Source organism: Streptomyces sp. SN-593 (assembly GCF_016756395.1).
Classification (GTDB): Bacteria; Actinomycetota; Actinomycetes; order Streptomycetales; family Streptomycetaceae; genus Actinacidiphila; species Actinacidiphila reveromycinica.
The window spans coordinates 3,097,633-3,122,850 of sequence record NZ_AP018365.1 but is presented as its reverse complement, the minus strand read 5'-3'; the positions used below and the strand labels follow the sequence as shown (position 1 = coordinate 3,122,850).

General features: G+C 73.2%; 23 protein-coding genes. 11 read left to right on the top strand and 12 right to left on the bottom strand.

Annotation, left to right across the window (positions count from 1 at the left end; genetic code table 11):
* Positions 1-64: 64 nt before the first annotated feature.
* The gene (locus RVR_RS12840; RefSeq protein WP_202233978.1) at positions 65-1,012 is read right to left on the bottom strand and encodes an RNA polymerase sigma factor SigF; all 948 of its coding nucleotides are present in this window, start codon (positions 1,010-1,012) and stop codon (positions 65-67) included.
* A gap of 191 nt (positions 1,013-1,203) precedes the next feature.
* On the opposite strand from RVR_RS12840, the gene RVR_RS12835 reads away from it, so the two are divergent.
* Both RVR_RS12835 and RVR_RS12830 read left to right on the top strand, forming a co-directional pair.
* Positions 1,204-1,575 (top strand): STAS domain-containing protein, encoded by a 372-nt coding sequence (locus RVR_RS12835; protein ID WP_202233977.1) that lies wholly within the window; start codon positions 1,204-1,206, stop codon positions 1,573-1,575.
* 142 nt (positions 1,576-1,717) lie between these two features.
* Positions 1,718-2,215: an ATP-binding protein gene (locus tag RVR_RS12830; RefSeq protein WP_202233976.1), complete on the top strand. Its 498-nt coding sequence runs from the start codon at positions 1,718-1,720 to the stop codon at positions 2,213-2,215.
* Between the two features lie 352 nt (positions 2,216-2,567).
* Here the strand turns inward: RVR_RS12830 and RVR_RS12825 are convergent, their stop codons facing one another.
* The 3 genes from RVR_RS12825 to RVR_RS12815 form a co-directional block, all read right to left on the bottom strand.
* Complete coding sequence (locus tag RVR_RS12825; protein WP_202233975.1) at positions 2,568-3,755, bottom strand: dipeptidase; 1,188 nt, start codon at positions 3,753-3,755, stop codon at positions 2,568-2,570.
* Between the two features lie 77 nt (positions 3,756-3,832).
* Complete coding sequence (gene purE / locus RVR_RS12820; RefSeq protein WP_202233974.1) at positions 3,833-4,363, bottom strand: 5-(carboxyamino)imidazole ribonucleotide mutase; 531 nt, start codon at positions 4,361-4,363, stop codon at positions 3,833-3,835.
* Positions 4,356-5,486 carry a 5-(carboxyamino)imidazole ribonucleotide synthase gene (locus RVR_RS12815; protein ID WP_430393231.1) on the bottom strand — a complete coding sequence of 377 codons (1,131 nt, stop codon included), beginning with the start codon at positions 5,484-5,486 and terminating at the stop codon, positions 4,356-4,358. The genes purE and RVR_RS12815 overlap by 8 nt, the downstream gene beginning before the upstream one ends.
* Before the next feature lie 218 nt (positions 5,487-5,704).
* Between RVR_RS12815 and RVR_RS12810 the strand changes: the two genes are divergently transcribed.
* Positions 5,705-6,268, top strand: a complete 564-nt coding sequence (locus tag RVR_RS12810; protein ID WP_202233972.1) for a GtrA family protein — start codon at positions 5,705-5,707, stop codon at positions 6,266-6,268.
* 102 nt (positions 6,269-6,370) lie between these two features.
* Here the strand turns inward: RVR_RS12810 and RVR_RS12805 are convergent, their stop codons facing one another.
* From RVR_RS12805 to RVR_RS12795, 3 genes are all read right to left on the bottom strand, one after another.
* Positions 6,371-7,639 carry an ATP-binding protein gene (locus tag RVR_RS12805; protein ID WP_202233971.1) on the bottom strand — a complete coding sequence of 423 codons (1,269 nt, stop codon included), beginning with the start codon at positions 7,637-7,639 and terminating at the stop codon, positions 6,371-6,373.
* Between the two features lie 12 nt (positions 7,640-7,651).
* Positions 7,652-8,326, bottom strand: coding sequence for a response regulator transcription factor (locus RVR_RS12800; RefSeq protein WP_202233970.1), 675 nt, complete (start codon positions 8,324-8,326; stop codon positions 7,652-7,654).
* A gap of 552 nt (positions 8,327-8,878) precedes the next feature.
* Positions 8,879-9,247: a VOC family protein gene (locus RVR_RS12795; RefSeq protein ID WP_202233969.1), complete on the bottom strand. Its 369-nt coding sequence runs from the start codon at positions 9,245-9,247 to the stop codon at positions 8,879-8,881.
* Positions 9,248-9,429: 182 nt separating this feature from the next.
* On the opposite strand from RVR_RS12795, the gene RVR_RS12790 reads away from it, so the two are divergent.
* Positions 9,430-9,987, top strand: coding sequence for a CGNR zinc finger domain-containing protein (locus RVR_RS12790; RefSeq protein WP_237404708.1), 558 nt, complete (start codon positions 9,430-9,432; stop codon positions 9,985-9,987).
* A 184-nt stretch (positions 9,988-10,171) separates the two neighbouring features.
* Here RVR_RS12790 and RVR_RS12785 read toward each other — a convergent pair whose 3' ends face one another.
* Positions 10,172-11,512 (bottom strand): UDP-glucose dehydrogenase family protein, encoded by a 1,341-nt coding sequence (locus RVR_RS12785; protein ID WP_202233968.1) that lies wholly within the window; start codon positions 11,510-11,512, stop codon positions 10,172-10,174.
* A gap of 362 nt (positions 11,513-11,874) precedes the next feature.
* Between RVR_RS12785 and RVR_RS12780 the strand changes: the two genes are divergently transcribed.
* The 4 genes from RVR_RS12780 to RVR_RS12765 all read left to right on the top strand — a co-directional run bounded on the left by RVR_RS12780 (position 11,875) and on the right by RVR_RS12765 (position 15,841).
* Positions 11,875-12,885: an LCP family protein gene (locus RVR_RS12780; RefSeq protein WP_237404707.1), complete on the top strand. Its 1,011-nt coding sequence runs from the start codon at positions 11,875-11,877 to the stop codon at positions 12,883-12,885.
* A 155-nt stretch (positions 12,886-13,040) separates the two neighbouring features.
* Entirely contained in the window at positions 13,041-14,201 is a 1,161-nt protein-coding gene (locus RVR_RS12775) for an acyl-CoA dehydrogenase family protein (protein ID WP_202233966.1), read from the top strand.
* 406 nt (positions 14,202-14,607) lie between these two features.
* Positions 14,608-15,273, top strand: coding sequence for an LAETG motif-containing sortase-dependent surface protein (locus RVR_RS12770; protein ID WP_237404706.1), 666 nt, complete (start codon positions 14,608-14,610; stop codon positions 15,271-15,273).
* A gap of 145 nt (positions 15,274-15,418) precedes the next feature.
* Positions 15,419-15,841: a hypothetical protein gene (locus tag RVR_RS12765; protein ID WP_202233964.1), complete on the top strand. Its 423-nt coding sequence runs from the start codon at positions 15,419-15,421 to the stop codon at positions 15,839-15,841.
* A gap of 171 nt (positions 15,842-16,012) precedes the next feature.
* Here RVR_RS12765 and RVR_RS12760 read toward each other — a convergent pair whose 3' ends face one another.
* Positions 16,013-17,233: an LCP family protein gene (locus tag RVR_RS12760; RefSeq protein ID WP_202233963.1), complete on the bottom strand. Its 1,221-nt coding sequence runs from the start codon at positions 17,231-17,233 to the stop codon at positions 16,013-16,015.
* A 304-nt stretch (positions 17,234-17,537) separates the two neighbouring features.
* Between RVR_RS12760 and RVR_RS12755 the strand changes: the two genes are divergently transcribed.
* A complete protein-coding gene (locus tag RVR_RS12755; protein ID WP_202238571.1) occupies positions 17,538-18,020 on the top strand; it encodes an acyl-CoA thioesterase in 483 nt (160 codons plus the stop codon).
* A 76-nt stretch (positions 18,021-18,096) separates the two neighbouring features.
* Here the strand turns inward: RVR_RS12755 and RVR_RS12750 are convergent, their stop codons facing one another.
* The gene (locus tag RVR_RS12750; RefSeq protein WP_237404705.1) at positions 18,097-19,557 is read right to left on the bottom strand and encodes an LCP family protein; all 1,461 of its coding nucleotides are present in this window, start codon (positions 19,555-19,557) and stop codon (positions 18,097-18,099) included.
* Here RVR_RS12750 and RVR_RS12745 point away from each other — a divergent pair.
* Together RVR_RS12745 and RVR_RS12740 are read left to right on the top strand one after the other, a co-directional pair.
* Positions 19,550-19,864, top strand: a complete 315-nt coding sequence (locus RVR_RS12745; protein WP_202233962.1) for a hypothetical protein — start codon at positions 19,550-19,552, stop codon at positions 19,862-19,864. The genes RVR_RS12750 and RVR_RS12745 overlap by 8 nt on opposite strands.
* A 68-nt stretch (positions 19,865-19,932) precedes the next feature.
* Positions 19,933-20,982 carry a glycosyltransferase family 2 protein gene (locus RVR_RS12740; RefSeq protein ID WP_202233961.1) on the top strand — a complete coding sequence of 350 codons (1,050 nt, stop codon included), beginning with the start codon at positions 19,933-19,935 and terminating at the stop codon, positions 20,980-20,982.
* A gap of 134 nt (positions 20,983-21,116) precedes the next feature.
* Here RVR_RS12740 and RVR_RS12735 read toward each other — a convergent pair whose 3' ends face one another.
* Positions 21,117-23,015, bottom strand: coding sequence for an LCP family protein (locus tag RVR_RS12735; RefSeq protein WP_202233960.1), 1,899 nt, complete (start codon positions 23,013-23,015; stop codon positions 21,117-21,119).
* 345 nt (positions 23,016-23,360) lie between these two features.
* On the bottom strand, positions 23,361-25,172 hold the full coding sequence (locus RVR_RS12730) for an LCP family protein (protein ID WP_202233959.1): 1,812 nt from the start codon (positions 25,170-25,172) through the stop codon (positions 23,361-23,363).
* Between the last annotated feature and the right edge of the window lie 46 nt (positions 25,173-25,218).

Sequence of the window (25,218 nt, the reverse complement as noted above, 5' to 3'; positions counted from 1 at the left end):
GAGCGGGGCGTTCACCGGGGCCGGGCCGCGGTGGGGCGTGGGCGCCCGGGGGCGCCGGGGAGGGCTACTCCTCGACCATCAGGCCGCGGCGCAGCCTGGCGAGGGTGCGGCTGAGCAGCCTGGAGACGTGCATCTGCGAGATGCCCAGCTCCTCGCCGATCTCGGACTGGGTCAGGTTGCCGACGAAGCGCAGCGACAGGATCGTCCGGTCCCTGGCCGGCAGCTTGGCGATCAGCGGCCTGAGCGACTCGACGTACTCCACACCCTCCAGGTCGTGGTCGTCGTAGCCGATCCGGTCGGCGAGCGCGCCCTCGGGGTCGTCCTCGGCGGGCTGGGCGTCCAGCGAGCTGGCGGTGTACGCGTTGCTCGCCGCCATGCCCTCGATCACCTCGTGCTCGGGCAGGTCCAGGCGCTCGGCCAGCTCGCGCACGGTAGGGGTGCGGTCCAGTTGCTGGGCCAGCTCGTCGCCGGCCTTGGCCAGGTCGAGCCGCAGTTCCTGGAGCCGCCGCGGCACCCTGACCGACCAGGAGGTGTCGCGGAAGAACCGCTTGATCTCCCCGACGATCGTCGGCATCGCGAAGGTCGGGAACTCCACCCCGCGGGCCAGCTCGAACCGGTCGATCGCCTTGATCAGGCCGATCGTGCCGACCTGGATGATGTCCTCCATCGGCTCGCTGCGGCTGCGGAACCGGGTCGCGGCGAACTTCACCAGCGCGAGGTTCAGCTCGACCAGCGTGTTGCGGACGTAGCTGTACTCCCCGGTGCCCTCCTCCAGGGACTGCAGGCGGGCGAAGAGCGTCTTGGACAGCGCTCGGGCGTCGACGGGGCCGATCTCGTCGTAGGGCGGGATCTCGGGGAGTCCTTCGAGTTCGAGGTCGAAGTGACCCGGGTCACGGTGGTCGAGGCCGACGGACGCCGCCGCCCCGTGCCCCTCCGTGTCCTGCGCCTCCCACCGGGCGCGGTCGCCCCCTCGTCGCACCTGCTCCTGATCCGGGCCGAGCCGGGGTGTCATGTGCTCATCCCTCTCTCGCGGCGCGGGTGTTTTCCTCTGCCGTACTTCAGCCCTACCGCCATCCGGCGGTGTCCCGCAAGTTCTGGGGTTGCCCGACCGACTACCGCGCGCCCCCCGAAACGCGTAGGGTCGGCGTCGCGTCACCCGGGGGGCGCAGGGTGTGTGACCAGGGACGCAGTGAGGGAGAACAGATGGACCACGAGGCGGTGGGCACCGCCGGTCTCGGCCGGCGACTGCACGTCGAGGTGGGGCAGCACGGCAGCAGTACGGTCTTCACCCCGGCGGGAGAACTCGACCACCACACCGCCGACCTCCTCGCCGAGCCGATCACCAAGGCCGTCGAGGAGGGCGCGACCCGTCTGGTCGTGGACTGCTCCGGCCTGGAGTTCTGCGACTCCACCGGCTTGAACGTGCTGCTCGGGGCGAGGCTCCAGGCGGAGGCGCGCGGCGGAGCGGTGCACCTGGCGGCCATGCGGCCGACGGTGGCGCGGGTGTTCGAGATCACCGGCGCCGACTCGGTGTTCAGTGTGCACGAGACGCTCGACCAGGCGCTTCAGGAGTAACCGGGCCGGGGAGGGGGGCAAGCTGCATGAGAGGGACCAGCCGGATCGCCCACGCATTGATCGCGCGGGAGGTGTGTTCCCGGAGATCGACCGGGCAGAAGACAGTTCGGAACCAGCCGGACATCCGTGAGGTGAGGCCACGATGAGCACCACTCGGCCCTACGCCGCGGGTGACCGCGTCCCCGACGCGGGCGATGGCGAGAGTGAGGCGGACGTGGAGGTGCGGGCGCCGGAGCCGGTGCGCCGGCTGGCGCTGACCGGGGAGAGCGGGATCGTGCCGCGCGCCCGGGACTTCACCCGCCAGGCGCTGCGCGACTGGGGCTGGCTGCCCGGGGCGACCGCCGACCGCAGGGCGGCCGCCGAGGACGTGCTGCTGGTCGTCTCCGAGCTGGTCACCAACGCGTGCCTGCACGCCGGCGGCCCGGACGAACTGAGGCTGGTGCGCAGCGGCAAGGCACTGCGGCTGGAGGTCGTGGACGGCGGCGGCGGCGAGCCCGCGCCGCGCTCCCCGCACCGCGCCGGCCGCCCCGGCGGCCACGGCATGTTCATCGTGCAGCGGCTCTGCCTGGACTGGGGCGTGGTCCGCGACGGCGAGCGCCCGGGCAAGACGGTGTGGGCGGAGCTGGCGGCCCCGCAGTAGCCGCGCACTGTTCCGCCCGCGCACCCGCGCACGCGTCAGGGCGGCACCGCGACCGCTTTACTCCCGCCGCACTCCCCCCGCGTACGGGTCCGCGCGCCGATCCCCGTGCTGCCCCGGGGCCCGCACGCAGGGGCCCGTCCCCTGCCTACGGGCACGCGCGGGTGAGGGCCGTGCCGCTCCAGAGGCGGCCCAGCGGGCCCCAAGCGGGCCCCAGGCGCCTCGCACGCCGCCGATGGGCCGTTTCCCCGGCTCGTCCCGCGGGAGCGTCACAAGGGCGTACAGGCCCGCCCCCGGGCCTCGGAGCGGCGTGGCCTCGCGCCGCCGCCCGCGGCCCCTTTGCGGCCGGCCGCGGTCAGCCGTCGAGCCGGCCGATTGTCGCCAACGACGGGCCCCGCTGGGCGCGCAGCCCGGTCGCCGCCGACTCCGCGTCGCGCAGTACCCGGACGGCGTTGTGCCAGGTGAGCTTGGCGATGTCGGCGTCGGACCAGGAGCGGTCGAGGAGTTCCGCGACCAGGCGCGGGTAGCCGGCCACGTCGGCGAGGTCGGTGGGGGTGAAGGCGGTTCCGTCGTAGTCGCCGCCGATGCCGAGGTGGTCGATGCCGGCCACCTCGCGCATGTGGTCCAGGTGGTCGGCGACCGTCGCCGACGTGGCCGTCGGACGGGGATGGACGGCCTCGAACGCGCGCTGGACCGCCATGCCCGCGGGGGTGGTGTCCAGGGGGTGCAGGCCGTGGGCGCGCATGTTCGCGTCGGCCTCCTGGGTCCACTCGATCGCGGCCGGCAGGATGAACTTCGGCACGAACGTGGCCATCGCCACGCCGCCGTTGCCGGGCAGCAGGGCGAGCACGTCGTCGGGGATGTTCCTCGGGTGGTCGCAGACGGCCCGGGACGAGGAGTGCGAGAACAGCACCGGCGCCTGCGCCACCCGCAACGCGTCGCGCATGGTGTCGGGGGAGACGTGCGAGAGGTCCACCAGCATGCCCAGCCGGTTCATCTCGCGCACCACCTCCTCGCCGAAGGCGGTCAGCCCGTGCGCGGCGGGCTCGTCGGTCGCGGAGTCCGCCCAGGGGGTGTTGTCGTTGTGGGTCAGCGTCATGTAGCGCACCCCCAACGCGTACAGGGCGCGCAGCGCGGCCAGCGAGCAGTCGATGGAGTGTCCGCCCTCGGCCCCCATCAGGGAGGCGATCCGGCCCGAGGCGCGGGCCGCCTCCATGTCGTCGGCACTGGTCGCCAGCAGCAGGTCGCCGGGGTGGCGCTCGACCAGCCGGTGCACCACGTCGACCTGTTCGAGGGTCGCGGTGAGCGCCGCGCCGCCCTTGAGCGCCACCGACACGTACACCGACCAGAACTGCGCGCCCACCCCGCCGGCCCGCAGCCGCGGCAGGTCGGTGTGGGTGCGGGCGCTCTGGTCGGCGGTGAGGTCGAACCGGTCCAGGTCGTAGGCGACCTGCTCGCGCAGCGCCCAGGGGAGGTCGTTGTGTCCGTCCACCACGGGGTGGGCGGCCAGCAGGTCACGGGCGCGGTCGAGGAGGCGGTCCACAGCAGTGCTCCAGGTGCGTGCGGGGGTGCGCACGCAACCGGCAGTGCGCACCGCGACGGGGTCGGCCGACCGCGCGGCTACCGGGCGAAGCCGAAGCCCGCGGTCCCCTTCACCTTCGCACGCAGCCGGTCGCCCTTCTGCGTCGCCTGCTCGGTCAGCGACGTCTGGAACTCGCGCATCCGGCCGCGCAGCTCCGCGTCATGGGCGGCCAGGATGCGCACGGCCAGCAGCCCGGCGTTGCGCGCGCCGGCCACCGAGACGGTGGCGACCGGGACGCCCGCGGGCATCTGCACGATCGACAGCAGCGAGTCCATGCCGTCGAGGTACTTCAGCGGCACCGGCACGCCGATCACCGGCAGCGGGGTGACCGCGGCGAGCATGCCCGGCAGGTGGGCGGCGCCGCCCGCGCCCGCGATCAGCGCCTTCAGGCCGCGGTCGGCGGCCTGCTCGCCGTAGTCGACCATCTTGTGCACCATCCGGTGCGCGGAGACGACGTCGACCTCGTAGGGCACCGAGAACTCGTCCAGGGCCTCGGCCGCGGCCTCCATCACCGGCCAGTCGGAGTCGGAGCCCATCACGATGCCGACGGCGGGGGACGCTTCACTCATCGATGGTTCCTCGCAGGTAGCCGGCCGCGTGGGCGGCGCGCTCGCGCACGTCGGCCAGGTCGTCGCCGTAGGTGTTCACGTGGCCGACCTTGCGGCCGGGCTTCACGTCCTTGCCGTACATGTGGATCTTCAGCCCCGGGTCGCGGGCCATGCAGTGCAGGTACGCGGGGTACATGTCGGGGAAGTCGCCGCCGAGGACGTTGGCCATCACCGTCCAGGGCGCGCGGGGGCGCGGGTCGCCCAGCGGCAGGTCGAGCACGGCGCGCAGGTGGTTGGCGAACTGCGAGGTGGCCGCGCCGTCCATGGTCCAGTGGCCGCTGTTGTGCGGGCGCATCGCGAGTTCGTTGACCAGCACCGCGGGGGTGCCGTCCGGCCGGCGCACCTCGAACAGCTCGACCGCCAGGTGACCGACCACGCCCAGCTCGCGGGCGACGTTCAGCGCCAGTTGCTGGGCGCTCGCGGACACGTCGTCCGGCAGCCCGGGCGCGGGCGCGATCACGGTGTCGCACACGCCGTCCACCTGGATCGACTCGACCACCGGGTAGGCCACCGCCTGGCCGTGCGGCGAGCGCACCACGTTCGCGGCCAGCTCGCGGACGAAGTCCACCTTCTCCTCGGCGAGCACCGGCACCCCGGCCCTGAACGGCTCGGCGGCCTCCTCCTTGGACCGGACGACCCACACGCCCTTGCCGTCGTAACCGCCGCGCGCGGTCTTGAGCACCACCGGGAACCCGGCGCCCTCCGCGGCGAACCGCACCACGTCGTCCGGGTCGGCCACGACGCGGTTGCGGGGGCAGGGCACGCCGATCGCGGCGAGGCGGCGGCGCATGACCGCCTTGTCCTGCGCGTGCACCAGGGCGTCGGGGCCGGGCCGCACCGCGATGCCGTCGGCCTCAAGGGCGCGCAGGTGCTCGGTGGGCACGTGCTCGTGGTCGAAGGTGATCACGTCGCAGCCCGCCGCGAAGGCCCGCAGCGTGTCCAGGTCGCGGTAGTCGCCGACGGTGACGTCGGACACCACCTGGGCCGCGGAGTCCTGCGGGGTGTCGCTGAGCAGGCGGAACCGGATGCCGAGCGGGATGCCGGCCTCGTGGGTCATGCGGGCGAGCTGGCCGCCGCCGACCATGCCGACTACGGGGAATGTCACGGTGTGTGTCCTGCCGGTGGTACGGGGGCTGGGCGCTGTCCAGGATATCCGGCGGCCGCGGGACGGAACCCACCGGCTTCGGAGGCCGTCTCACTCCGCGAGGCGGCTAGGCTGTGGTCGAAACGCCGCCATCCGGCACCCCGAGCCCACAGGAAGCCGAGTCCCCGGACCCCGACGGAACAAGGCACAGCGACATCATGAGCGGACTGCGCGCACTGCGATCGAAGCTTGCCCTGGTCTACCGCGAGATCGCCAAGTTCGGTGCGGTCGGCGCGGCGGGCGTGCTCGTCAACATCGGCGTGTTCAACCTGGTCAGACACGACACCGGGCTCCAGACGGTGCGGGCCAGCATCGTGGCGACCCTGGTGGCGATCGTCTTCAACTACCTCGGCTTCCGGTACTTCACCTACCGCGACCGGGACCGGGCGGGCCGCACCAAGGAACTCAGCCTCTTCCTGTTCTTCAGCATCATCGGCCTGGTGATCGAGAACGGTGTGCTCTATGCGGCGACCTACGGCTTCGGCTGGGACACCCAGCTCCAGAGCAACGTGTTCAAGTTCGTCGGCATCGGCGTGGCCACGCTCTTCCGGTTCTGGTCGTACCGCACCTGGGTGTTCCGCAGGCTGCCGGCCCGCGAGGCGGTGGAGCAGGCGGAGTCGTTCCTGACCGAGGCCGAGGCCGAGGCCGAGGCCGGGTCCGGGTCCGGGAAGGCGGACAAGGTCGGCAAGCAGAAGCGGGCGGCCGCCGACCGCATCGGCTGACCTTGCCGCCGCGGCCGCGCACCGCCGGGCGGGACGCTCAGCCGACATGCTGCGCAGCCGGTGGCGTGCTCAGCCGGTGGCCTTCCCTGCCGGCGGCCCTCCTCAGCCGATGACCTCCTCGCGCGGTGGCGGCGGGGTGATCTCCTGCGCCAGGAAGAGCGCGAAGACCGGCGGCCGCTGCTGGAGCAGTTCCAGCCGCCCGCCGTCCGCCTCGGCGAGGTCGCGGGCCACCGCCAGGCCGAGCCCGGTGGAGTTGCGGCCGCTGACCGTGCGCTCGAAGACCCTGGCGCCCAGGTCCGGCGGCACCCCGGCACCGTCGTCCGAGACCTCGACGACCGCCTGGTTGCCGGTCACCCGGGTGTGCAGGGCGAGGGTTCCCGCGCCGTGCATCAGCGAGTTCTCGATCAGGGTGGCGAGCACCTGCGCGACCGCGCCCGGGGTGCCGACCGCCCGCAGCCCGCGGGCGCCGGACAGCTCCACGGCGCGCCCCTCGTTCTGGTAGGCGGGCCGCCACTCCTCGATCTGCTGCCGGATCACCTCGTCGAGTTCGAAGTCGACCGCGGAACCGCTGCGGGGGTCGCGCGAGTTCGTCAGCAGCCGCTGGACGACGTCGGTGAGGCGCTCGACCTGGCCGAGCGCGATGGCCGCCTCCTCCTTGACCGCCTCGTGGTCCTCGGCGCTGTCCATGATCTCCTCCAGCCGCATCGACAGCGCGGTCAGCGGGGTGCGCAGCTGGTGGGAGGCATCGGCGGCGAGCCGGCGTTCGGCGGTGAGCATCCGGCCGATCCGCTCGGCGCTGGCGTCCAGGACGTCCGCGATCCGGTCGAGCTCCGGTACCCCGTAGCGGCGGTGGCGGGGGCGCGGATCGCCCGAGCCGAGGCGCTCGGCGGTCTCGGCGAGGTCGGTGAGCGGGCTGGCCAGTCGCCGGGCCTGGCGCATGGCGAGCACGACCGCGGCCAGCACCGCGAGCAGCGCCACCGCGAGGATCACCAGCAGGGTGCGGCCGATCTGCCGGCTGACGGTGGAGCGCGACTCCTCCACGGTCACGGACTCGCCGTGGTCGCCGCGCTGCGTGGACTTCAGGACCGCGCCCTGGGGCCGGTCGCCGAGGCGCACCTCGGGGTGGCCGGGCACCCGCACGAGCGCGTACCGGTTGTCGGCGATCTGCCGGTCCAGGCCCTTGGCGTCGACCGACTCACCGGCCAGGATGCGGTTCTCCACGATCCCGGTGAGCCGGACCGCCTCGGACTGCACGCCGTCCTGTGCGCTGCTCTGGATGGTCCTGGCCTCCACGATCACCAGGGAGATGCCGAAGACGGCGATCACGACGAGCACCACGGCCAACGTGGAGGAGATCAGGCGGCGGCGCATCGAGCGGGCGGGTCAGTTCTTCTCGAAGCGGAAGCCGACCCCGCGGACGGTGGCGATGAAGCGCGGGTTGGCCGCGTCGTCGCCGAGTTTCTTGCGCAGCCACGAGATGTGCATGTCCAGGGTCTTGGTCGACGACCACCACGTGGTGTCCCAGACCTCGCGCATCAGCTGCTCGCGGGTGACCACCCGGCCGGCGTCCCGTACCAGGACCCGCAGCAGGTCGAACTCCTTCGCGGTGAGCTGGAGTTCGTCGTCGCCCATCCAGGCGCGGTGCGACTCGACGTCGATCCGCACCCCGTGCGTGGAGGGCTGGGCTGCCTCGGTGGTGCCGCGCCGCAGCAGGGCGCGGACCCGGGCGAGCAGCTCGGCGAGGCGGAACGGCTTGGTGACGTAGTCGTCGGCGCCGGCGTCCAGGCCGACCACGGTGTCGACCTCGTCGGCGCGCGCGGTGAGCACCAGGACGGGGAACGTGTGGCCCTCCGTGCGGATGCGGCGGCACACGTCGAGGCCGTCCATGCCGGGCAGGCCCAGGTCGAGCACCACCAGGTCGACCGCGCCGAGCAGCGCGGTCTCCAGCGCGGCGGGTCCGTCCTCGCGCACCTCGACCTCGTAACCCTCGCGGCGCAGGGCGCGCGCGAGCGGTTCCGAGATGGATGCGTCGTCCTCGGCGAGAAGTACGCGGGTCATGCGGTTGATGGTAGTCCGCGCCGGACCCTCCCGGCCCGGAGGTCCGCAGACCCGGGACGGCGGCCGGTCTGCACCCCGCGGCGGGTCGGGGCGCCCAGCACCAGGGCCGCGGACAGCGGCGGCGGCCGGCCGGCGGCGATCCGGAAGGCCGGGCGCCGCCGACGCGGCGGCCCCGGCGGGGGAGCCGGCGGCGACCCGGCCGGCCCGGTGCCGCCCGCGGCCGACCGGGGCCGGCGGCACCGGCCGTGCCGCGCCGGCCGGACGCCGTCGCGGACGGCGCAGGAGCGCCCGCACGGCGATCAGGACGGCCGTGAGGAGCCCCGACGGGGTGCGCGGGGGCGGTCGCCGCCACAGGGGCGCAGGGGCCCGCGTGGGGACGCCCCGGCGGCTTCGGCCGGGGCGTCCCCGCCGTCGGCCGGGCCCGGTCCGGGCGCCACCCCGCCGGGGCGGGCCGCGCCGGCGTGCCGGAGGGTGCCGCGTGCCGGGAGCCGTATCCGCCGACGGGGCCGGGCCGCGGCCCTGCCGGGACCGGCGGTCAGGCCGGCGACGGGGTCAGCAGGCGCACAGGCAGAAGGGGTGGCCCGCCGGGTCGGCGTACACCCGCCAGTTGCGCGCGCCGTCCTGGTCGCCCTCCAGGAGGGTCGCGCCCAGGCCGAGGACCTGCTGCTCGGCGGCGTCGAGCCGGGCCCGCGGCACCGCGATGTCGAGGTGGAACTGCTGCGGCCGCTCCGGGTCGGGCCACGCCGGGGCCCGGTGCTCGGGGGCGAGCTGGAAGGACAGCCGCTGGCCGCCTTCCCGGTTGAGATCCACCCAGGTGCTGTCCTCGGCGTCGACGGTGCCGCCGACCAGTTCCGCGTAGAAGGCGGCGAGGGAGGCGGGGTCGGGGCAGTCGAGGACGACGGCGCCGAGTGTGCCGATCATGCGGGCTCCTTGGGGAGTTCGGGAACGGGTGGCCGGGAGGCGGACCGAGGGCCCGCGCCGGAGGCAAGGCGTACGGCCGCCGGCCTTAGTTACCGGTTGAAGATCCTTGCCGGTAACCGTTACCCCATGATGGCGTTCTGCCGGTAACGCCGCAAGGGTGGTTCCGCAGTAACGTTGCGCGGGTGGAACAGCCCGGAGACCGCCACGCCGCGCCCGAGCCGCTGCGGCTGGTGCAGGACCTGGTCAACACCGTCGACCTGGAAGCGGAGGCGGACGAGCTGCACAGCCCGGAGGCGCTGACCGCCTGGGTGCGCGAGCGCGGCATCGACCCTGGCGGGGACGGCTTCGACCGGGCGGGGCTCGACGCGGTCCTGGTGCTGCGCGAGGCGCTGCGCGACGTGTGCTCCGCGCACGCGGGGCTCGACATGGCTCCCGACGTGGTGGCCGCGCTCGACGGGCTGCTGGCGCGGGCCCCGCTGCGGCTCGCGGTCGACCCGCGGGGTGCCGCGAGGGTGGTGCCAGCGGCTTCCGCCGGAGGGGTCGCCGCCCTCACCGCGGAGGTGGCCGCCGTGATCGCGGCGTCGGCGGCGGCCGGCACCTGGCAGCGCGTGAAGGCGTGCGCCGCCGACAACTGCCGCTGGGTCTACTACGACCGCAGCCCGGCCGGCCGCGGCCGGTGGTGCTCGATGGCGGTCTGCGGCAGCCGGGCGAAGATGCGGGCGTACCGCGGCAGGAGGTGACCGCCTCGCCGGGAGCGGACCGGCGCCCATGGGCCGTGGCCGGTGCGGCCCGCAGGCCCCGCGGCCGCGACGTGACGTTCCGGCCCCGGTAAGGGCCGTGGTCCTGGAGACCGGTCCTTACCGGACGGCGGTCGCGCCGCTGCGCGCACGGCCTGGGGGCGTACGGCGTCCGGTCAGCGCGTGGCTACGCGTTCGGGCGGCCCATCGCCTGGAAGGTCCAGCCCGCCTTGCGCCACAACTGCGCGTCGAGGGCGTTGCGCCCGTCGAGGATGTGCCGCTGCCCCGCCACCTCCGCCAGCCGGGCCGGGTCCAGCTCGCGGAACTCCCGCCACTCGGTGAGGTGCAGGACGACGTCGGCGCCGCGGACCGCCTCCAGGGCGCTGGGGGCGTAGCCGAGGGTGGGGAAGAGCCGCCGCGCGTTCTCCATGCCCTTGGGGTCGTAGACGGTGACCTGGCCGCCCTGGAGGTGGATCTGGCCCGCGACATTGAGCGCGGGGGAGTCGCGCACGTCGTCGGAGTCGGGCTTGAAGGCGGCGCCGAGCACGGCGATCCTGCGCCCGAGGAAGCTCCCGCCCAGCGCCTCGCGGGCCCACTCCACCATGTGGGTGCGGCGCCGCATGTTGACCGAGTCGACCTCGCGCAGGAAGGTCAGTGCCTGGTCGGCGCCCAACTCGCCGGCCCGCGCCATGAACGCGCGGATGTCCTTGGGCAGGCAGCCGCCGCCGAAGCCGATCCCCGCGCGCAGGAACTTCCGGCCGATCCGGTCGTCGTGCCCTATGGCCTCGGCGAGCACCGCGACGTCGCCGCCGGCGGCCTCGCACACCTCGGCCATGGCGTTGATGAAGGAGATCTTCGTGGCGAGGAAGGCGTTCGCGGCGGTCTTGACCAGTTCGGCGGTCGGGTAGTCCGCGACGATGAACGGCGTCCCTTCTGCGATCGGGCCGCCGTAGACCTCCCGCAGGAGTGATTCCGCGTGGTCGCTGGCCACGCCGACCACGATCCGGTCCGGGTGCAGGGTGTCCTGCACCGCGAAGCCCTCGCGCAGGAACTCCGGGTTCCACGCCAGCTCGACGTCCTCGCCCGCGGGCGCGAGTTCACGGAGCATCCCGGCCAGCCGGGCCGCGCTGCCCACCGGCACGGTGGACTTGCCCACCACCAGCGCGGGCCGCCGCAGGTGCGGCGCGAGCAGGCCGACGGCACTGTCGACGTAGCTCATGTCGCAGCCGTACTCGCCCTGCTTCTGCGGGGTGTTGACGCAGACGAAGTGGACGTCGCCGAAGTCGGCCACCTCCTCCCAGGAGGTGGTGAAGCGCAGCCGCCCGGTGGAGCCCTCCAGCCCGGCCACGTGCCGGGCCAGCAGGTCCTCAAGGCCCGGTTCGTACATCGGCACCCGGCCCCGGGCCAGTGTGGCGACCTTGCTCTCGTCGATGTCGAGGCCGAGCACCTCGAATCCCAGCTCGGCCATGGCGGCGGCGTGGGTGGCGCCGAGGTAACCGGTGCCGATGACGGTGAGCTTCAGAGGCATGCGCCGAAGCATAGTCCGCACCGGCTCGGCCGAATCCCGGGTGGAGGCGTGGCCAGAGGGCCACAATGCGTGCATACGGCCACAGGTCAACCGGGTGGGGGTGCGTCATGGCGGACGAGGACGGACCGGACGGCGGGACAGCGGGGCCGGACGGTCCCGCGGGTCCGTGGTCCGCGGCCCACGGACCGGAGGCACCGGCCCCCGGACCCGGCCCGCTGGAGCCCGGCCCGCGGCACGCGGAACCCGATGTCCCGGACCACGGACCTGATCCGTTCGGCCCCGGCCCCGAGCCCGATCCCGGACCCGCCGCCCCGGCCCCCGGGCCGGACCGGCGCGCCCGGCGGCGGCGCCGTACCCGCAGGGTGCTCTACTCCGCGCTGGGCCTGCTGTGCGTCGGCGCCCTGCTCATCGCCGGCACCGGCTACTGGGCCTACCACCACTACACGGGCCGGGTGCAGCGCATCCCCAACGCCTTCCCCACCGACGTCCCCGAGTCGGCGCTGCCGCAGTCGTCCAAGGACGGCAGCCAGACGTTCCTGCTCGTGGGCCTGGACGCGCGGTCCGACCTGCCCACCACCGGCAAGGGCGCCAAGGCCCCCGAATGGAAGCCGGGCGCCCAGCGCAGCGACACGATGATGCTGGTGCACATCCCGGCCGACCACAAGAACGCCTACGTCGTCTCGCTGCCCCGCGACTCCTGGGTCGACGTCCCCGGCCACGGCAAGGCCAAGCTGAACGCCGCCTTCTCCTGGGGCGGTCCGCCGCTGCTGATCGACACCGTCCAGCGCCTGACGAAGGTGAGGATCGACCACCTCATGGTGATCGACTGGAGCGGCTTCGAGAAGCTCACCGACGCGATCGGCGGCGTGGACATCACCGTGGACAAGACCGTCTCGCGGCGCAACGGCCCCGGCGGCGTGTGGACCGCCGGCACCCACCACATGGACGGCGCCGAGGCGCTGGACTACGTCCGCGAGCGTTACGGCCTGCCGCGCGGAGACCTCGACCGCACCCACCGCCAGCAGAACTTCCTGCGCGCCGTGCTCGGCAAGATGCTGTCCACCGGCACCTTCACCAACCCGCTGAAGCTCAAGCGCACCCTCGACCAAGTGACCTCGGTGGTCAGCTTCGACGACAAGCTCTCCGACGGCGACCTGCGCGACCTGGTGTGGAACATGCGCGGGGTGCGGTCGAAGGACATGGCGTTCATGAACGCCCCCGTCGCCGGTTTCGACACCATCGACAAGCAGTCGGTCGTGCTGCTCGACCCCAACGCCTCCGGTGAGCTGTGGGAGGCGATGCGCAACGACACCATGGCGCACTACATGGCGACCACCGACGGGGTCGACACGCTCGGCACGAACGTGTCCTGATCGGCCGGGCCGGGTACCGCCGAACCGGTCCGGCCCGGTGTCGCCGACATCACGCGGGGCAAAGATCACACGCGCGGGCCCGTTGGCACCCGCGTCCTGCGACCGTAGGGTTGCGGGGTTACTCGACAGTAGCGAACACTCGGGAGTGAGACTTCATGGCCGCAGCCGACTTCGACCTGTTCCGGACCTCCGAGGAGCACGAGATGCTCCGCGACGCCGTCCGGTCGCTCGCCGAGGCCAAGATCGCCCCCTTCGCCGCCGAGGTCGACGAGCAGTCCCGCTTCCCGCAGGAGGCGCGTGACGCCCTGGAGGCCAACGACCTGCACGCCATCCACGTCCCCGAGGCGTACGACGGCTCCGGAGCCGACGCGCTGTCCACGGTGATCGTGATCGAGGAGGTGGCCCGGGTCTGCGCCTCCTCCTCCCTCATCCCCGCGGTCAACAAGCTCGGCTCGCTGCCGGTGCAACTGTCCGGCTCGGAGGAGCTGAAGGCGAAGTACCTCGGCGCACTCGCCCGCAAGGAGGGCATGTTCTCCTACGCGCTGTCGGAGCCCGACGCCGGTTCCGACGCGGCGGGCATGAAGACCCGCGCGGTGCGCGACGGCGACACGTACGTGCTCAACGGGGTCAAGCGCTGGATCACCAACGCCGGTGTGTCGGAGTACTACACGGTGATGGCCGTGACCGACCCCGACAAGCGCTCGAAGGGCATCTCGGCGTTCGTGGTCGAGAAGGGCGACGAGGGCGTGTCCTTCGGCGCCCCGGAGAAGAAGCTCGGCATCAAGGGCTCCCCGACCCGCGAGGTCTACTTCGACAACGTCCGCATCCCGGCGAGCCGGCGGATCGGCGAGGAGGGCACCGGCTTCGCCACCGCGATGAAGACCCTGGACCACACCCGTGTCACCATCGCCGCCCAGGCGCTCGGCATCGCCCAGGGCGCGCTGGACTACGCCAAGGGGTACGTCCAGGAGCGCAGGCAGTTCGGCAAGGCCATCGCCGACTTCCAGGGCATCCAGTTCATGCTCGCCGACATGGCCATGAAGCTGGAGGCGGCCCGGCAGATCACCTACGCGGCGGCCGCCAAGTCCGAGCGCTCCGACGCCGACCTGACCTTCTTCGGCGCCGCCGCCAAGTGCTACGCCTCCGACGCCGCGATGGAGATCACCACCGACGCGGTGCAGCTCCTCGGCGGCTACGGCTACACCCGCGACTACCCGCTGGAGCGCATGATGCGCGACGCCAAGATCACGCAGATCTACGAGGGCACCAACCAGGTCCAGCGGATCGTGATGGCCCGTCAGGTCCTCAAGGGCTGACCGGCCCGGAGCGCCGCGCCCCCGCCCCTGCCCCGCCGCGGACCGTGTCGCCGCCGCCCTGCCGCCCCGCCGCGGTGGGGCGCGCGGGTCCGCGGCGGGTGTGCACGTGCGGGGCGAGAGTGGCCTGTGTGGCGGAACGCCGCGGGCGCCGCGGTGGTTCCCCGCGTCTCAACTCTGTAATAAACCCTCACATGATCGCGACCGTTCGTGCGAACTTTGTGCACTTGGAAAGGTTTAGTGGGCGGTTTGCCGCCAATTGACAAGCGGCTGCGGACGCTTGTAGAGCTGTGTGGGCCATCGGCGGAGACCCGGGGGGCGATGCGTCACTCGCCGGATGGCCATCCGCGCTTCTGCTCCGATTCTGTGAAGGGCAAACGTGTCCATATCCCGCCGCACCTCCCTTACGGTGCGTACCGTAGGCGTTGCCTCCGCCGCAGCCGCTCTCGCGCTCGGCGTCGCAGGCACCGCGTCAGCTTGCAACATCAAGGACTTCTCGTTCACCGGCTCCGTCACCTGTGACCAGCCGAGCGGCACCGGCGTCATCACCGTCCACGACACCGACGGCACCCGCCCGGTGACGATCACGGTCAAGGACGACAGCGGCAAGCAGCTCGCCACGCAGCAGTACACCGGCCGCAGCGGTGACTTCACCATCTCGGTGCCGTGGTCCGCCGGCGCGCACTACCAGGTGCTCGCGTCCGTCCAGCGGTACTTCGACAACCAGTCCGTGGGCAACGGCGTGACCCTGCCGAACACCGACTGCGGGGCGTCCACCACCCCGACCTCGCCGCCCGCGAGCCCCACCGACTCGCCCACGCCGTCCGACTCGCCGACCACGTCGCCGACCACGTCCCCCAGCGCCGGAGTGCCGTCGGCCAGCCCGAGCGCCGTGGCCAGCACGTCGGCCGCCGCCGTGGCCGACACCAGCTCCCCGTCGCCGAGCGGCAACCTCGCCGAGACCGGTGGCGGCAGCAACACCGGGATGATCGCGGGCATCGCGGGCGCCCTCGTGGTCGTGGGCGGCGGCGCCGTCTTCGGCCTGCGCCGGCGCACCGCCTCCGCGCGCCACTGACCCAGGGCTCGTCACGGGTTCGTCTCAACGACGCTCCCAGCATGTCCCCGACAGCTTCGAGGACGGTACGCTGCGACGCCGCCGCCGGTACGCCGGCGGCGGCGTCTTCGCATGTCAGCACGTCGAAATCAATGGGGGCACGTCCATGGCCATTCGCAAGTCCACCATGCAGGAGCAGGTGGCACAGGCCATCGCGCAGATCAACCCGGGCGACCGGCCGATCGCCACGATCCACGTCCAGACCGGTCCGAGCCCGTGGCTGATCGCGGCCGTCGGCGCCATGGGCACGTTGTTCGTGAAGTACTACTTCGTCACGGTCACCGAGCAGGCCGTGGTCTTCCACAAGGCGGGGCGGATGAGCGCCCGTCCCAAGGAACTGGTCGCGGCGATACCGCGGCAGGAGGCCGCCGGCCTCATCAGCGACATCCACCGCAACACCATGTGGAGCTCGCTGAAGTTCCTGCTGCCGGGCCAGCAGAAGCCGACCCGGCTGAACGTCGCCCGCTACTGGCGCAACGAGCTGGACCAGTGGGTGCCCGCGGCGACCGGGATGCCCGTCGCCTCCTGAGCAACGCCTGTCGTGTGCTGAGCGGCGGCACCGGGACCGGCCCATACCGGCACCGGCCCGGCACCGCACCGGCAGCGCAGACGGCAGAGGCCCCGGACCCCGCCTCGCGGGTGCCGGGGCCGCTGTGCGCGGAGCCCTCGTGCGGCGGACGCGTGCCGCCTGCCGGTGCCGTCAGCCGCTGCTGACGCCGACGTCGACCTTCTCGTCCTGCTGGAGCTCGCCGAAGAGCTTGGCCGACTTCGTCTTGTCCCACAGCACGGAGTCGCCGTCGGAGGTCTCGTAGTTGGCGTTGGCTATCGGCACCGTGAGCTGGTTGCCGTCGCCGCCGCTGACGCTCTTCATCGCGAAGAACATGTGCGTCAGGTCGAGCAGGCTCATGCCCTTGTCCACCACCAGGGTGTCCAGGCCGGAGCCGATCACCGGGTAGAGCTTGAACGGGTTGAGGATGGTGGAGGGCGACGCCGCCTGGTGCGCCAGCGTGGCGAGGAACTGCTGCTGGTGCTTCATCCGGCCCAGGTCCTGGTCCGCCTCCTGGTGCCGCTCGCGGACGTAGGCCAGGGACTCCTTGCCGTTGACCTTCTGGCAGCCCTTCTGCAGGTCCGCGCCCGACGCCTCGTCCTTCAGCGGAGCGTCCAGGCACAGCCGCACCCCGCCCAGGGCGTCGACCAGGTTCACGAAGCCGGAGAAGCCGATCTCCGCGTAGTGGTCGATGTGGATGCCCGTCGCCTGCTCCACGGTACGGGTCAGCAGCTCGGGGCCGCCGTCCGCGTACGCCTTGTTGAGCTTGTGGGTGGAGGCGGGGTACTGCCGCTTGGTCTCCTTGCCGTAGAACGACGGGATCGTCACGTAGGAGTCGCGCGGCAGGCTCAGCATGGTGGTGCCGTTGTCGCCGGTGTGCAGGATCATCATCGAGTCGGTGCGCTGGCCGGAGTCGGAGCCGGTGTGCAGCTCCTTCTCCTCGGCCTTGGTCAGGCCCTCGCGGCTGTCGGAGCCCACGATCAGGTAGTTGGTGCCCTTGCCCTTGGCGGGGGCGCCGGCCTCCTTGTTGATGGCGCTCAGGTCCACCTGGCGGCGCACCTTGGAGTCGGCCCAGAAGTAGGTGGAGACCGACACCACGAGCAGCACCACGACCAGCCCGAGCGCGGCGTAGCCGAGCTTCCTGCGGGTGCTCCAGCGCGGGCCGCGGGGTCCGCGGCCGCCCGGTCCGCCGATGCTCGGCGACCCGTGGCCGCCGCCGGAGCCGGCGCCCGGCTGCGGGCCCGGCTGCGGCCGCCGTGCCTGCTGCGGCGGGACCCCGCCGTGGGCGGCGGCGGCTCGGCGCGGCGACAGTTCTGGGGGCAGCGGAGGCTCGGCTAGCCTGCGCCGCTCGGTGTCATCGCTCCAACCGTTCATGTCCGCCAGTGTGCCCGGCCCCGGCGCGGGTCCCGCAATCACCGGCGGTTCTGTAGCAGATCCGATGCATTCGGCCACGCGCCGCAGCACACCCGCGACGGAAAGCGCACCGCCCCCGCGGCGGGACTCGGGCCGGCACGCACCGGGGGCACCGGCATACATCGGGCCCGCATGCACCGGGGGGCACCGGCATACAGTTGAAGGCGTGATCGACTCCTCCGCCCCGGAACCGCTGCCCACCCCGCCGGTGCCCGTCCTGCCGGGCAAGCCCACCGCCGCTTCCCGCATCACGCTCTCCCACATCATGAGCGCCCACGACACCAACCTGCTGGGCACCGTGCACGGCGGTGTGGTGATGAAGCTGGTGGACGACGCGGCGGGAGCCGTCGCCGGCCGCCACTCCGAGGGGCCCGCGGTCACCGGCGCCATGGACGAGATGGCCTTCCTCGCCCCCGTCCGGGTCGGCGACCTGCTCAGGGTCGAGGCGCAGGTGAACTGGACGGGCCGGACGTCCATGGAGGTCGGGGTCCGGGTGGTCGCCGAGCGGTGGAACCAGGCGGGCCCCGGCGAGCAGGTGGCGACCGCCTACCTCGTCTTCGTGGCCGTGGACGCCGAGGGCAGGCCGCGGTGCGTGCCGCCGGTGATCCCCGAGAACGACCGGGACCGCGGCCGCTGGCAGGAGGCCCAGATCCGCCGCACCCACCGGCTGGCCCGCCGCCGCGCGATCCTGGAACTGCGCCGCGAGCGGGCCGCGGAGGGCCTGGACGGCCGAGGACTGGACGGCTAGGACCTGGACGGCCAGGACCCGGACGGCCAGAGCCTGTCCGGCGGCTCTGCGTTGGCGCCTACGGGGAAGCGGGCCGTCAGCAGCCCACCGGGTCGCCGGTCCCGGCTGTCCGGGTCGGCTGCGCCGGCTGCGGCGCCCGCGCGGTCACCGGCCGCACCGTGCGGCCCTTGAAGTCCATGCCGAGGGTGACCTGCATCACCGGACCCTGCCCCTTCGCCTGCACCAGCCGCGCACCCGGCAGCGCGGCCGCCAGCGTCCTCACCGAGCGGTCCCACCGGGGGTCGTAGCGGATGGTGGTGTGCTCGGCGTGCCGGTCGGCGGTGGTGGGCAGCCCCGGTGTGGCGAAGCCGGTCGCGCGCAGGGCCTTCTGCGCGGTGCCGGCCAGGCCGCTGACGCCGGTGGCGTTCGCGACGGTGACACTGATCCCGCCGGGGGCGACATCGACCTTGGCGGCCGCGGGGGAGGGGGAGGCTGGCGCGGACCCCGAGGAGTCGGCCGACGCCCCCGGCGAGGCGCGGCGGGCGGTCAGCGGCTGGTCGGCTCGGATCGCCGCCCACAGCCTGCCGGCCCCGGCGGTGTCCCACCGCACCGTGGAGCCGACCCCGGGCACGTTGTAGTTCAGGCTGCTCAGCGGCACCGACGCGTACTCCGAGGAGTCGGACGTGAAGCTCTTCATGCTGCGGGCCAGCGAGATCAGGTCGGTCGGCCGCAGCCCCTCGTCCGCGCGGACCGAGCCGAGCACCGTGCCCGTCACCTTCTCCAGCTTCACCGGGTTCGTCAGGGTGCCGCCGGAGGTGATCTTGTGGATGACCTGGGAGACGAACTGCTGCTGGCGCCGCATCCGTCCGAGGTCGGAGTCGGCGTCGATGTGCCGGGAGCGCACGTACTGCAGGGCCTGGCCGCCGTCGAGGGTCGTGGTGCCCACCGGCAGGTCCAGCCCGCTGTAGGAGTCCTTGAGCGGGCGGGTGGTGCACACCGGGACGCCGCCGAGCACGTCCACGGTCTTCATGAAGCTGACGAAGTCGACCTCCAGGTAGTGGTCGATGTGGACGCCGGTCAGCTTCTCGACGGTGCTGACGGTGAGTTTGGGGCCGCCGTCGGCGTACGCCTCGTTGATCTTCGCCGGGTGGGTCGGGACCAGTGGCCGGCCGCCCGCCGAGGTGGGGGTCGCGGTCGCGGTCGCCCTGCCATGGGGCGGTACGGTGCCCCGCCGCTCGGCCAGCACGGCCGCCGGGCCGACGTCCGGCAACTGCACGTAGGTGTCGCGCGGGATGGACACCACGCTCGCGCGCTGCCGGTCCTGCGAGAGGTGCACCAGCATGATCGTGTCGGTGCAGTGGCAGGGCGCCCCGCCGAGGTGGTACTGCTTCTTCTCCTGCGCGCTCAGCCCGTCCCGGCCGTCGGTGCCGACCAGCAGGAAGTTGGTGCCCTTGCTGCCCCCCGGGCGGTCCTGGATGCCGCCGAAGGCGTCCACCCGGTTGATCGCGCCGTTCAGCCCGGCCACCATCGCGTGGCCGACCCCGCTGGCCGTGATCACCAGCAGCGCCACCCCGCCCGCGATCCGCGTGCTCAGCCGCACCGGGGGCCTGCGTCTTGGCCGCCGGGTGCCCGCACCGCGTCCGGCCGCCCGCCCGGTCCCCGCCGGCCGCCGCCCCGTCGAGCCGCGCCCCCGGGCCGGTGCCGGCGTCGGCGCCGGGACCACGGCCCTGGAGCGGACCCCGGACGGCTGGCTGCTGCGGGTGGGCGGCACGGGCGACCTCCGAACGGTTGCGGTGCAGCCGTTGCGACGCGCGCGCTGCGGCGCGCTGGGACACAGCGGCTGCCTGCTGACCCGTTCAGGCTAGGGACAAATAGGACTGTCAGTCTTCACCCCACGCGCTGGTGTCCCCCGTTAGCGGTAACGTTTGCCGGGATGAACGCCGCCACCCATTCCGCGCTCCCGGCCGTCTCCGTGATCATGCCGGTGCTCAACGAGGAGCGCCACCTGCGCAATTCCGTCCGGCACATCCTGGAACAGGACTATCCGGGCGAACTCGAAGTCGTCATCGCGTTGGGCCCGTCCGCGGACCGCACCGACGCGATCGCCGCGGAGCTGGTCGCCGAGGATCCCCGGGTCCACACGGTGCCCAACCCGACCGGCCGCACGCCCGCCGCCCTCAACGCGGCGATCAAGGCGTCCCGGCACCCGGTCGTGGTCCGCGTGGACGGCCACGGCATGCTCTCGCCGAACTACATCGCCACCGCCGTCCGCCTGCTGGACGAGACCGGCGCGGCGAACGTCGGCGGCATCATGCACGCCGAGGGCGAGAACGACTGGGAGCGCGCGGTGGCCGCCGCCATGACGTCGAAGATCGGCGTCGGCAACGCGGCCTTCCACACCGGCGGTACCGCGGCCCCCGCGGACACCGTCTACCTCGGCGTCTTCCGCCGCGAGGTGCTGGAACGGCAGGGCGGCTACAACATCGAGTTCATCCGCGCCCAGGACTGGGAGCTGAACTACCGCATCCGCGAGGCCGGCCACCTGATCTGGTTCTCGCCCGAGCTGCGGGTCTCCTACCGCCCCCGCCCCAGCGTGCGCACCCTGGCCAAGCAGTACAAGGACTACGGCCGCTGGCGCCGCGTGGTGACGCGCTACCACCGCGGCTCGGTGAACCTGCGCTACCTCGCCGCCCCGGCCGCCCTGCTGGCCAACGCCGCCGGCATCGTGGTCGGCGCCGCCCTCACCCCCTGGGCGCTGCTGGTCCCGGCCGCGTACGTGGCCGGCATCACCGCCGGATCGCTGCCGGCCGGCCGCGGGCTGCCGGTCGGCGCCCGGCTGCGCGTCCCGCTCGCGCTGGCCACCATGCACATGTGCTGGGGGTTCGGCTTCCTGACCAGCCCGCGTTCGCTCGCCCGCCGGGTCATCGCCAGCCGCCGCCCCGCGGTCACCGACCAGGAGCGGACCGAGCCGGCCGACGTGTAGGGCCGGTCCCCGGGACCTCCGCCGCGGGTTCCCGCGGTCTTCGCCGTACGGGCAGCGGCCGTCCGCCCCGCCAGCGGCACGAGGGGCCCACCGGAAACCTCCGGTGGGCCCCTCGCCGCGTCCGCGGCCGGCGATCAGAACTGGTACGTCGGCAGGATGTCCATGCAGCCCTTGCTGGCGCCGTTGAGCGCGTCGGCGTCGTCGGGCACCGCACCGGCCTTCGGCAGGGTCGCGCTGTAGTCGGTGCCGGTCTTCCAGTCCGAGCCGACGGTCAGGGTGATCGCCTGCACGTCGGAGGACGCCTTCACGTCGGTCGACGGGATCTTCAGCGCCTTCGCCACGGACAGCGCGTCGGACCTGCCCTGCGCGCCGCCGTCGGTCGGGTAGTTCAGCACGGTGCTCTCGCGCGGCGTCGCCTGGTCGCTCGCCTCGGCCTGGGTGAAGCCGGCGGCGCTGAGGGTCTGGACGAGCGAGCTGGCGCGGCCGTCGGTCGGCGTTCCGTCGGCGCTCCCCGCGGTGCCGTTGACCACGGTGACGGGGATGTCCGCCGCGGGGTGGGCCGCCGGGCCGGACGTCGCCGGGGTGGTCGGAGTCGCCGACGACGTGCTCTTCGCCTTGCCGTTGGCGTCCATGGCCACGTCGTTGCGCAGCAGCGACCAGACCGTGGTGGCGCTCGGCGCGGGCAGGTAGTGCGCGCTGGGGTCCTCGGGGTCCTCGATCCGCGGCATGGTCAGCATCGTGATCCGGTCCGGCGGGATCGTCTTGAGCTGCATGCCCAGGTCGTAGAGCTTCTTCGGGGTGCCGATCTCGGAGGACACCTCGAACGCGGACATCGCCGTGGTGGCAATCTTGTTGAGCTTCGACGGGTCGGTGAAGAGGTTCTGGCTGCGCAGCTTGCGGATCAGCGAGCTCATGTACATGTGCTGGGCCTTCGAGCGGCCCGCGTCGCTGCCGAACGCGTGGCGGGTGCGCAGCCACTGGAGCGCCTGCTCGCCCTTGACGGTGTGCGTGCCCGCGGTCAGGTGCAGGTGCGAGCCGCCGGGCTGGGCCGCGGTCGCGTGGTCGTCCACGTTCTCCTTGACGCAGACGTCCACGCCGCCGACCACGTCGGCCATCTTGACCACGCCGGCGAAGTCGATGGTCAGCCAGTGGTCGATGTAGACGCCGGTGAGGTTCTGCACGGTGGCCAGGGTGCAGCCCGCCCCGCCCCGGCTGAGGGAGGCGTTGATGATGTCGTTGGTCTTCGGGTAGACCTTGTGCGTCTTGGGGTCGGTGCACTCGGGGATGTCCACCCGGGTGTCGCGCGGGATGCTCACCACCGACATGTTGGAGCGGTCGGCGGACAGGTGGGCGATCATGATCACGTCGGCCCGGGCGCCGGTCGAGTCGGCGGCGCCGCCGAGCTTCGCGTCCTCGGGGTCGGAGCGGGTGTCGGAGCCGAGGATCATGATGTTCATCGGGGTCTGGCCCGCGGAGTTCGCCTTGGACTTGGCGACGTCGGTCTTGCCGCTGTTGCGCTCGCCCTTGCGGATCTTGCCGGAGAGGTACTCGTAGTAGCCGTAGGCCGCGCCTGCGGTGCCGAGGACCGCCACGGCGACCGCGATGGCCACCCAGCGGATCGCCTTGCGCTTGCGGCTCTTGGCCTTGCGCCGCCCGCCGCGCCGGTGGCCGCCGCCGGGGCCCGCGGGGCCGGCCGGGGCGGTGCCGTCGCCGGATCCGTCCGAACCGCCGGGACCCGAACCGCCGGGACCCGGGCCGCCGCCCGTCCCGACGGCGCCGGGGCCGTCCGGGTCCAGGTCGCGGGGGCCGCCGGGGTGCCCGCCCGAGCGCGGCCCGGGTATCGCGCCGTCGTGGCGTGGGTCCGCGGCCGGCGGGAAGCCGTCCCCGTAGCGGGCGTACGACGGGTCGCCCGCGGGCGGGCCCTGGCGGAGGTCCTGCGGGTGGCCGTCGTGGTGGGAGCCCTGGTCCCAGTCCGGGCCGCCGGGGTGGGAAGCGGACCCGTAACCGGGCCCTCCCGCCCTGCCGTCGCGCATACGGACTCCTCCACTCGCCGGTCCGGCCGTGCCAGCCGTCAGCCGTCTTCCTGTCTTCGCCGTCTGCTTATCAGACCGTCATTACGGTTGGCCGTTTCGGACCGTCCGTGACCGCCTTCTCAGACCGTCCTTATGTCAGACGGTCGGGCACCGGCCATAGTTGCACCCGATGTCCTGCACTTGCCGTGTGCCGTTGTCGCGGTGATGTTGTCATACCGGCGCCTTGTCCCTCACGGGCTCCAGGGCCGGGCCCGTCCGCAGGCCCGTCCGCGGGCGCGCCCCGCCGTCGCCAACGGGGCTCCGGGACCGGACACATGGCGGGCGCGGGACGGGAGCGGGTGTGACCTATCCCACGCAGGAGGTGTCGTCCGCCGTGATCGACTCCAGGCCCTTGGGGGGCGTGGTGGGCGGCGCGATCGGGGTGCCCGGCGCGGTGTAGTCCGCGCCCAGGGTGAGCGACATGTACGTCAGCGGCGGCACGTCCTTGGTGCCCTCGACCAGCGCGGACGCCGGCAGCCCCATCATCGCGGCCAGCGAGCGGGCCTGGTCTGCCTGGTTGGGGGCGTAGTGCAGCGTCGTCTTCGCCACGCGCTTCGCGGAGTCGCCGCCGTTGGCCGAGCGGTTGACGCCCTCGTCGTTCTGGAGCCACAGCAGCACGTCCTGCGAGGCACCGAAGGCGCCGGTGCCGTTGTAGACGGTGACGCGCGTGTTGTGCGGGGTGGCCTTGGAGCCGACCAGCTTCGGATCGGGCGCGACCGGGCCGCTCGACAGCGAGATGTCCTGCTTCACCACGTCGAAGAGCTGGGTGGACTTCGCCTGGTCGATGACGACCGTGCGACCGGTGCTGTCGGCCGGGTTCTGCTTCACCGGCAGTTCGGCGAGGGTGACGTGCTTCTCGTCGACCTTGCCGAACTGGCCGGCCAGGTCGTCCAGCGCGCCGACGCTGCCGATCGGGGTGTCCACGGTGAGCACGCCCGCGGCCGTGGTGGCCAGCGCCTTCAGCTTCTTCGGGTCGGTCAGCGTCGAGCCCGAGGTGGCGGTGCGGAACAGCGCCGCCAGGAACTGCTCCTGGACCTGCACCCGCGCCAGGTCGCCGCCGGCGGGCACCCCCGAGGAACCGGGCAGCTCCTTCTCGGCGCGCACCAGCGCCAGCGCCTGGGCGCCGGCGACCTTCTGCTTGCCGGCGCCCAGCGACAGGCCGGTCGACGGATCGCGCAGCGGCTCCTTCAGACACATCTCCACGCCGCCGAGCGCCGTGGTGAGCTTCTGCACGGCCGCGAAGTCCACCATCAGGAAGTGGTCCACGTGGATCCCGGTGAGCTGGGTGACCAGCCGCATCGCGCAGCCGGGGTCGCGTCCGGAGAGCACCGTGGAGAACCGCTGCCCGCTCGCGCCCTTCACCACCGCGTTGCCCACCGGGCACTCGGGCACGTCGGTGACCAGGTTCGGCGGGATGCTCACCGCGGTCAGGTTGCTGCGGTCGGCCGACAGGTGCAGGAGGACCGCGGTGTCGGCCTGCCCGGTCGCGGCCGGGGCGCCTGACTCGTGGCCGAGGCCGGCCCGGCTGTCGGTGCCCAGCATCAGGACGTTCATCTGGCCGGTGGTGGAGAAGGCCGCGCTGCCCGCGTTGCCGACGTCCACCGAGTGCACCACGGTGCCGGTCCGGTGGAAGGCGGCGTAGCCGCCGACCCCGCCCGCCACGATCGCGAGACCGATGGTGCCGGCCGCCCACACCGTCGTCATGCTCCTGTGCTGCTTGGGCTTGCGGCGGCTCGGGGCTGCCCCGGCCCGGCGGGTGCCCCGGCCGGAGGGCGCGCGCCGGCTGCCGGGCGGGCGCGGGGCGGAAGGCGCGGCGGTGGAGGCGCTACGGGGCTTGACCGCGGGGCCGGTCCCGGGCTCGGAACCGGCCCCGTGGCCGACGGTGTGTCCGGCGTCGTCACCGCTGGCCGCAAGGGAACCGGGCCCGGCGGCCGGACCGGTGCCGGTGCCGGTGAGGCCGCCCACCTGCGGCGCGGGCACTTCCGCGGGGGGTACCGGACCGGTCGCGGGCGGCTGCGCCGACTCGGCCGGGTCCAGCCGCAGTTGGTAGGTGCCCGTGACCGGGTCGAGCACCCACTGGTCCGCCGGGTCGACGTACCCGGAGCCTTGCGTGTCCACGGTCGCTCAGGACCTCCATCCGCAGTGGCCGGAGCGCCCCACCATA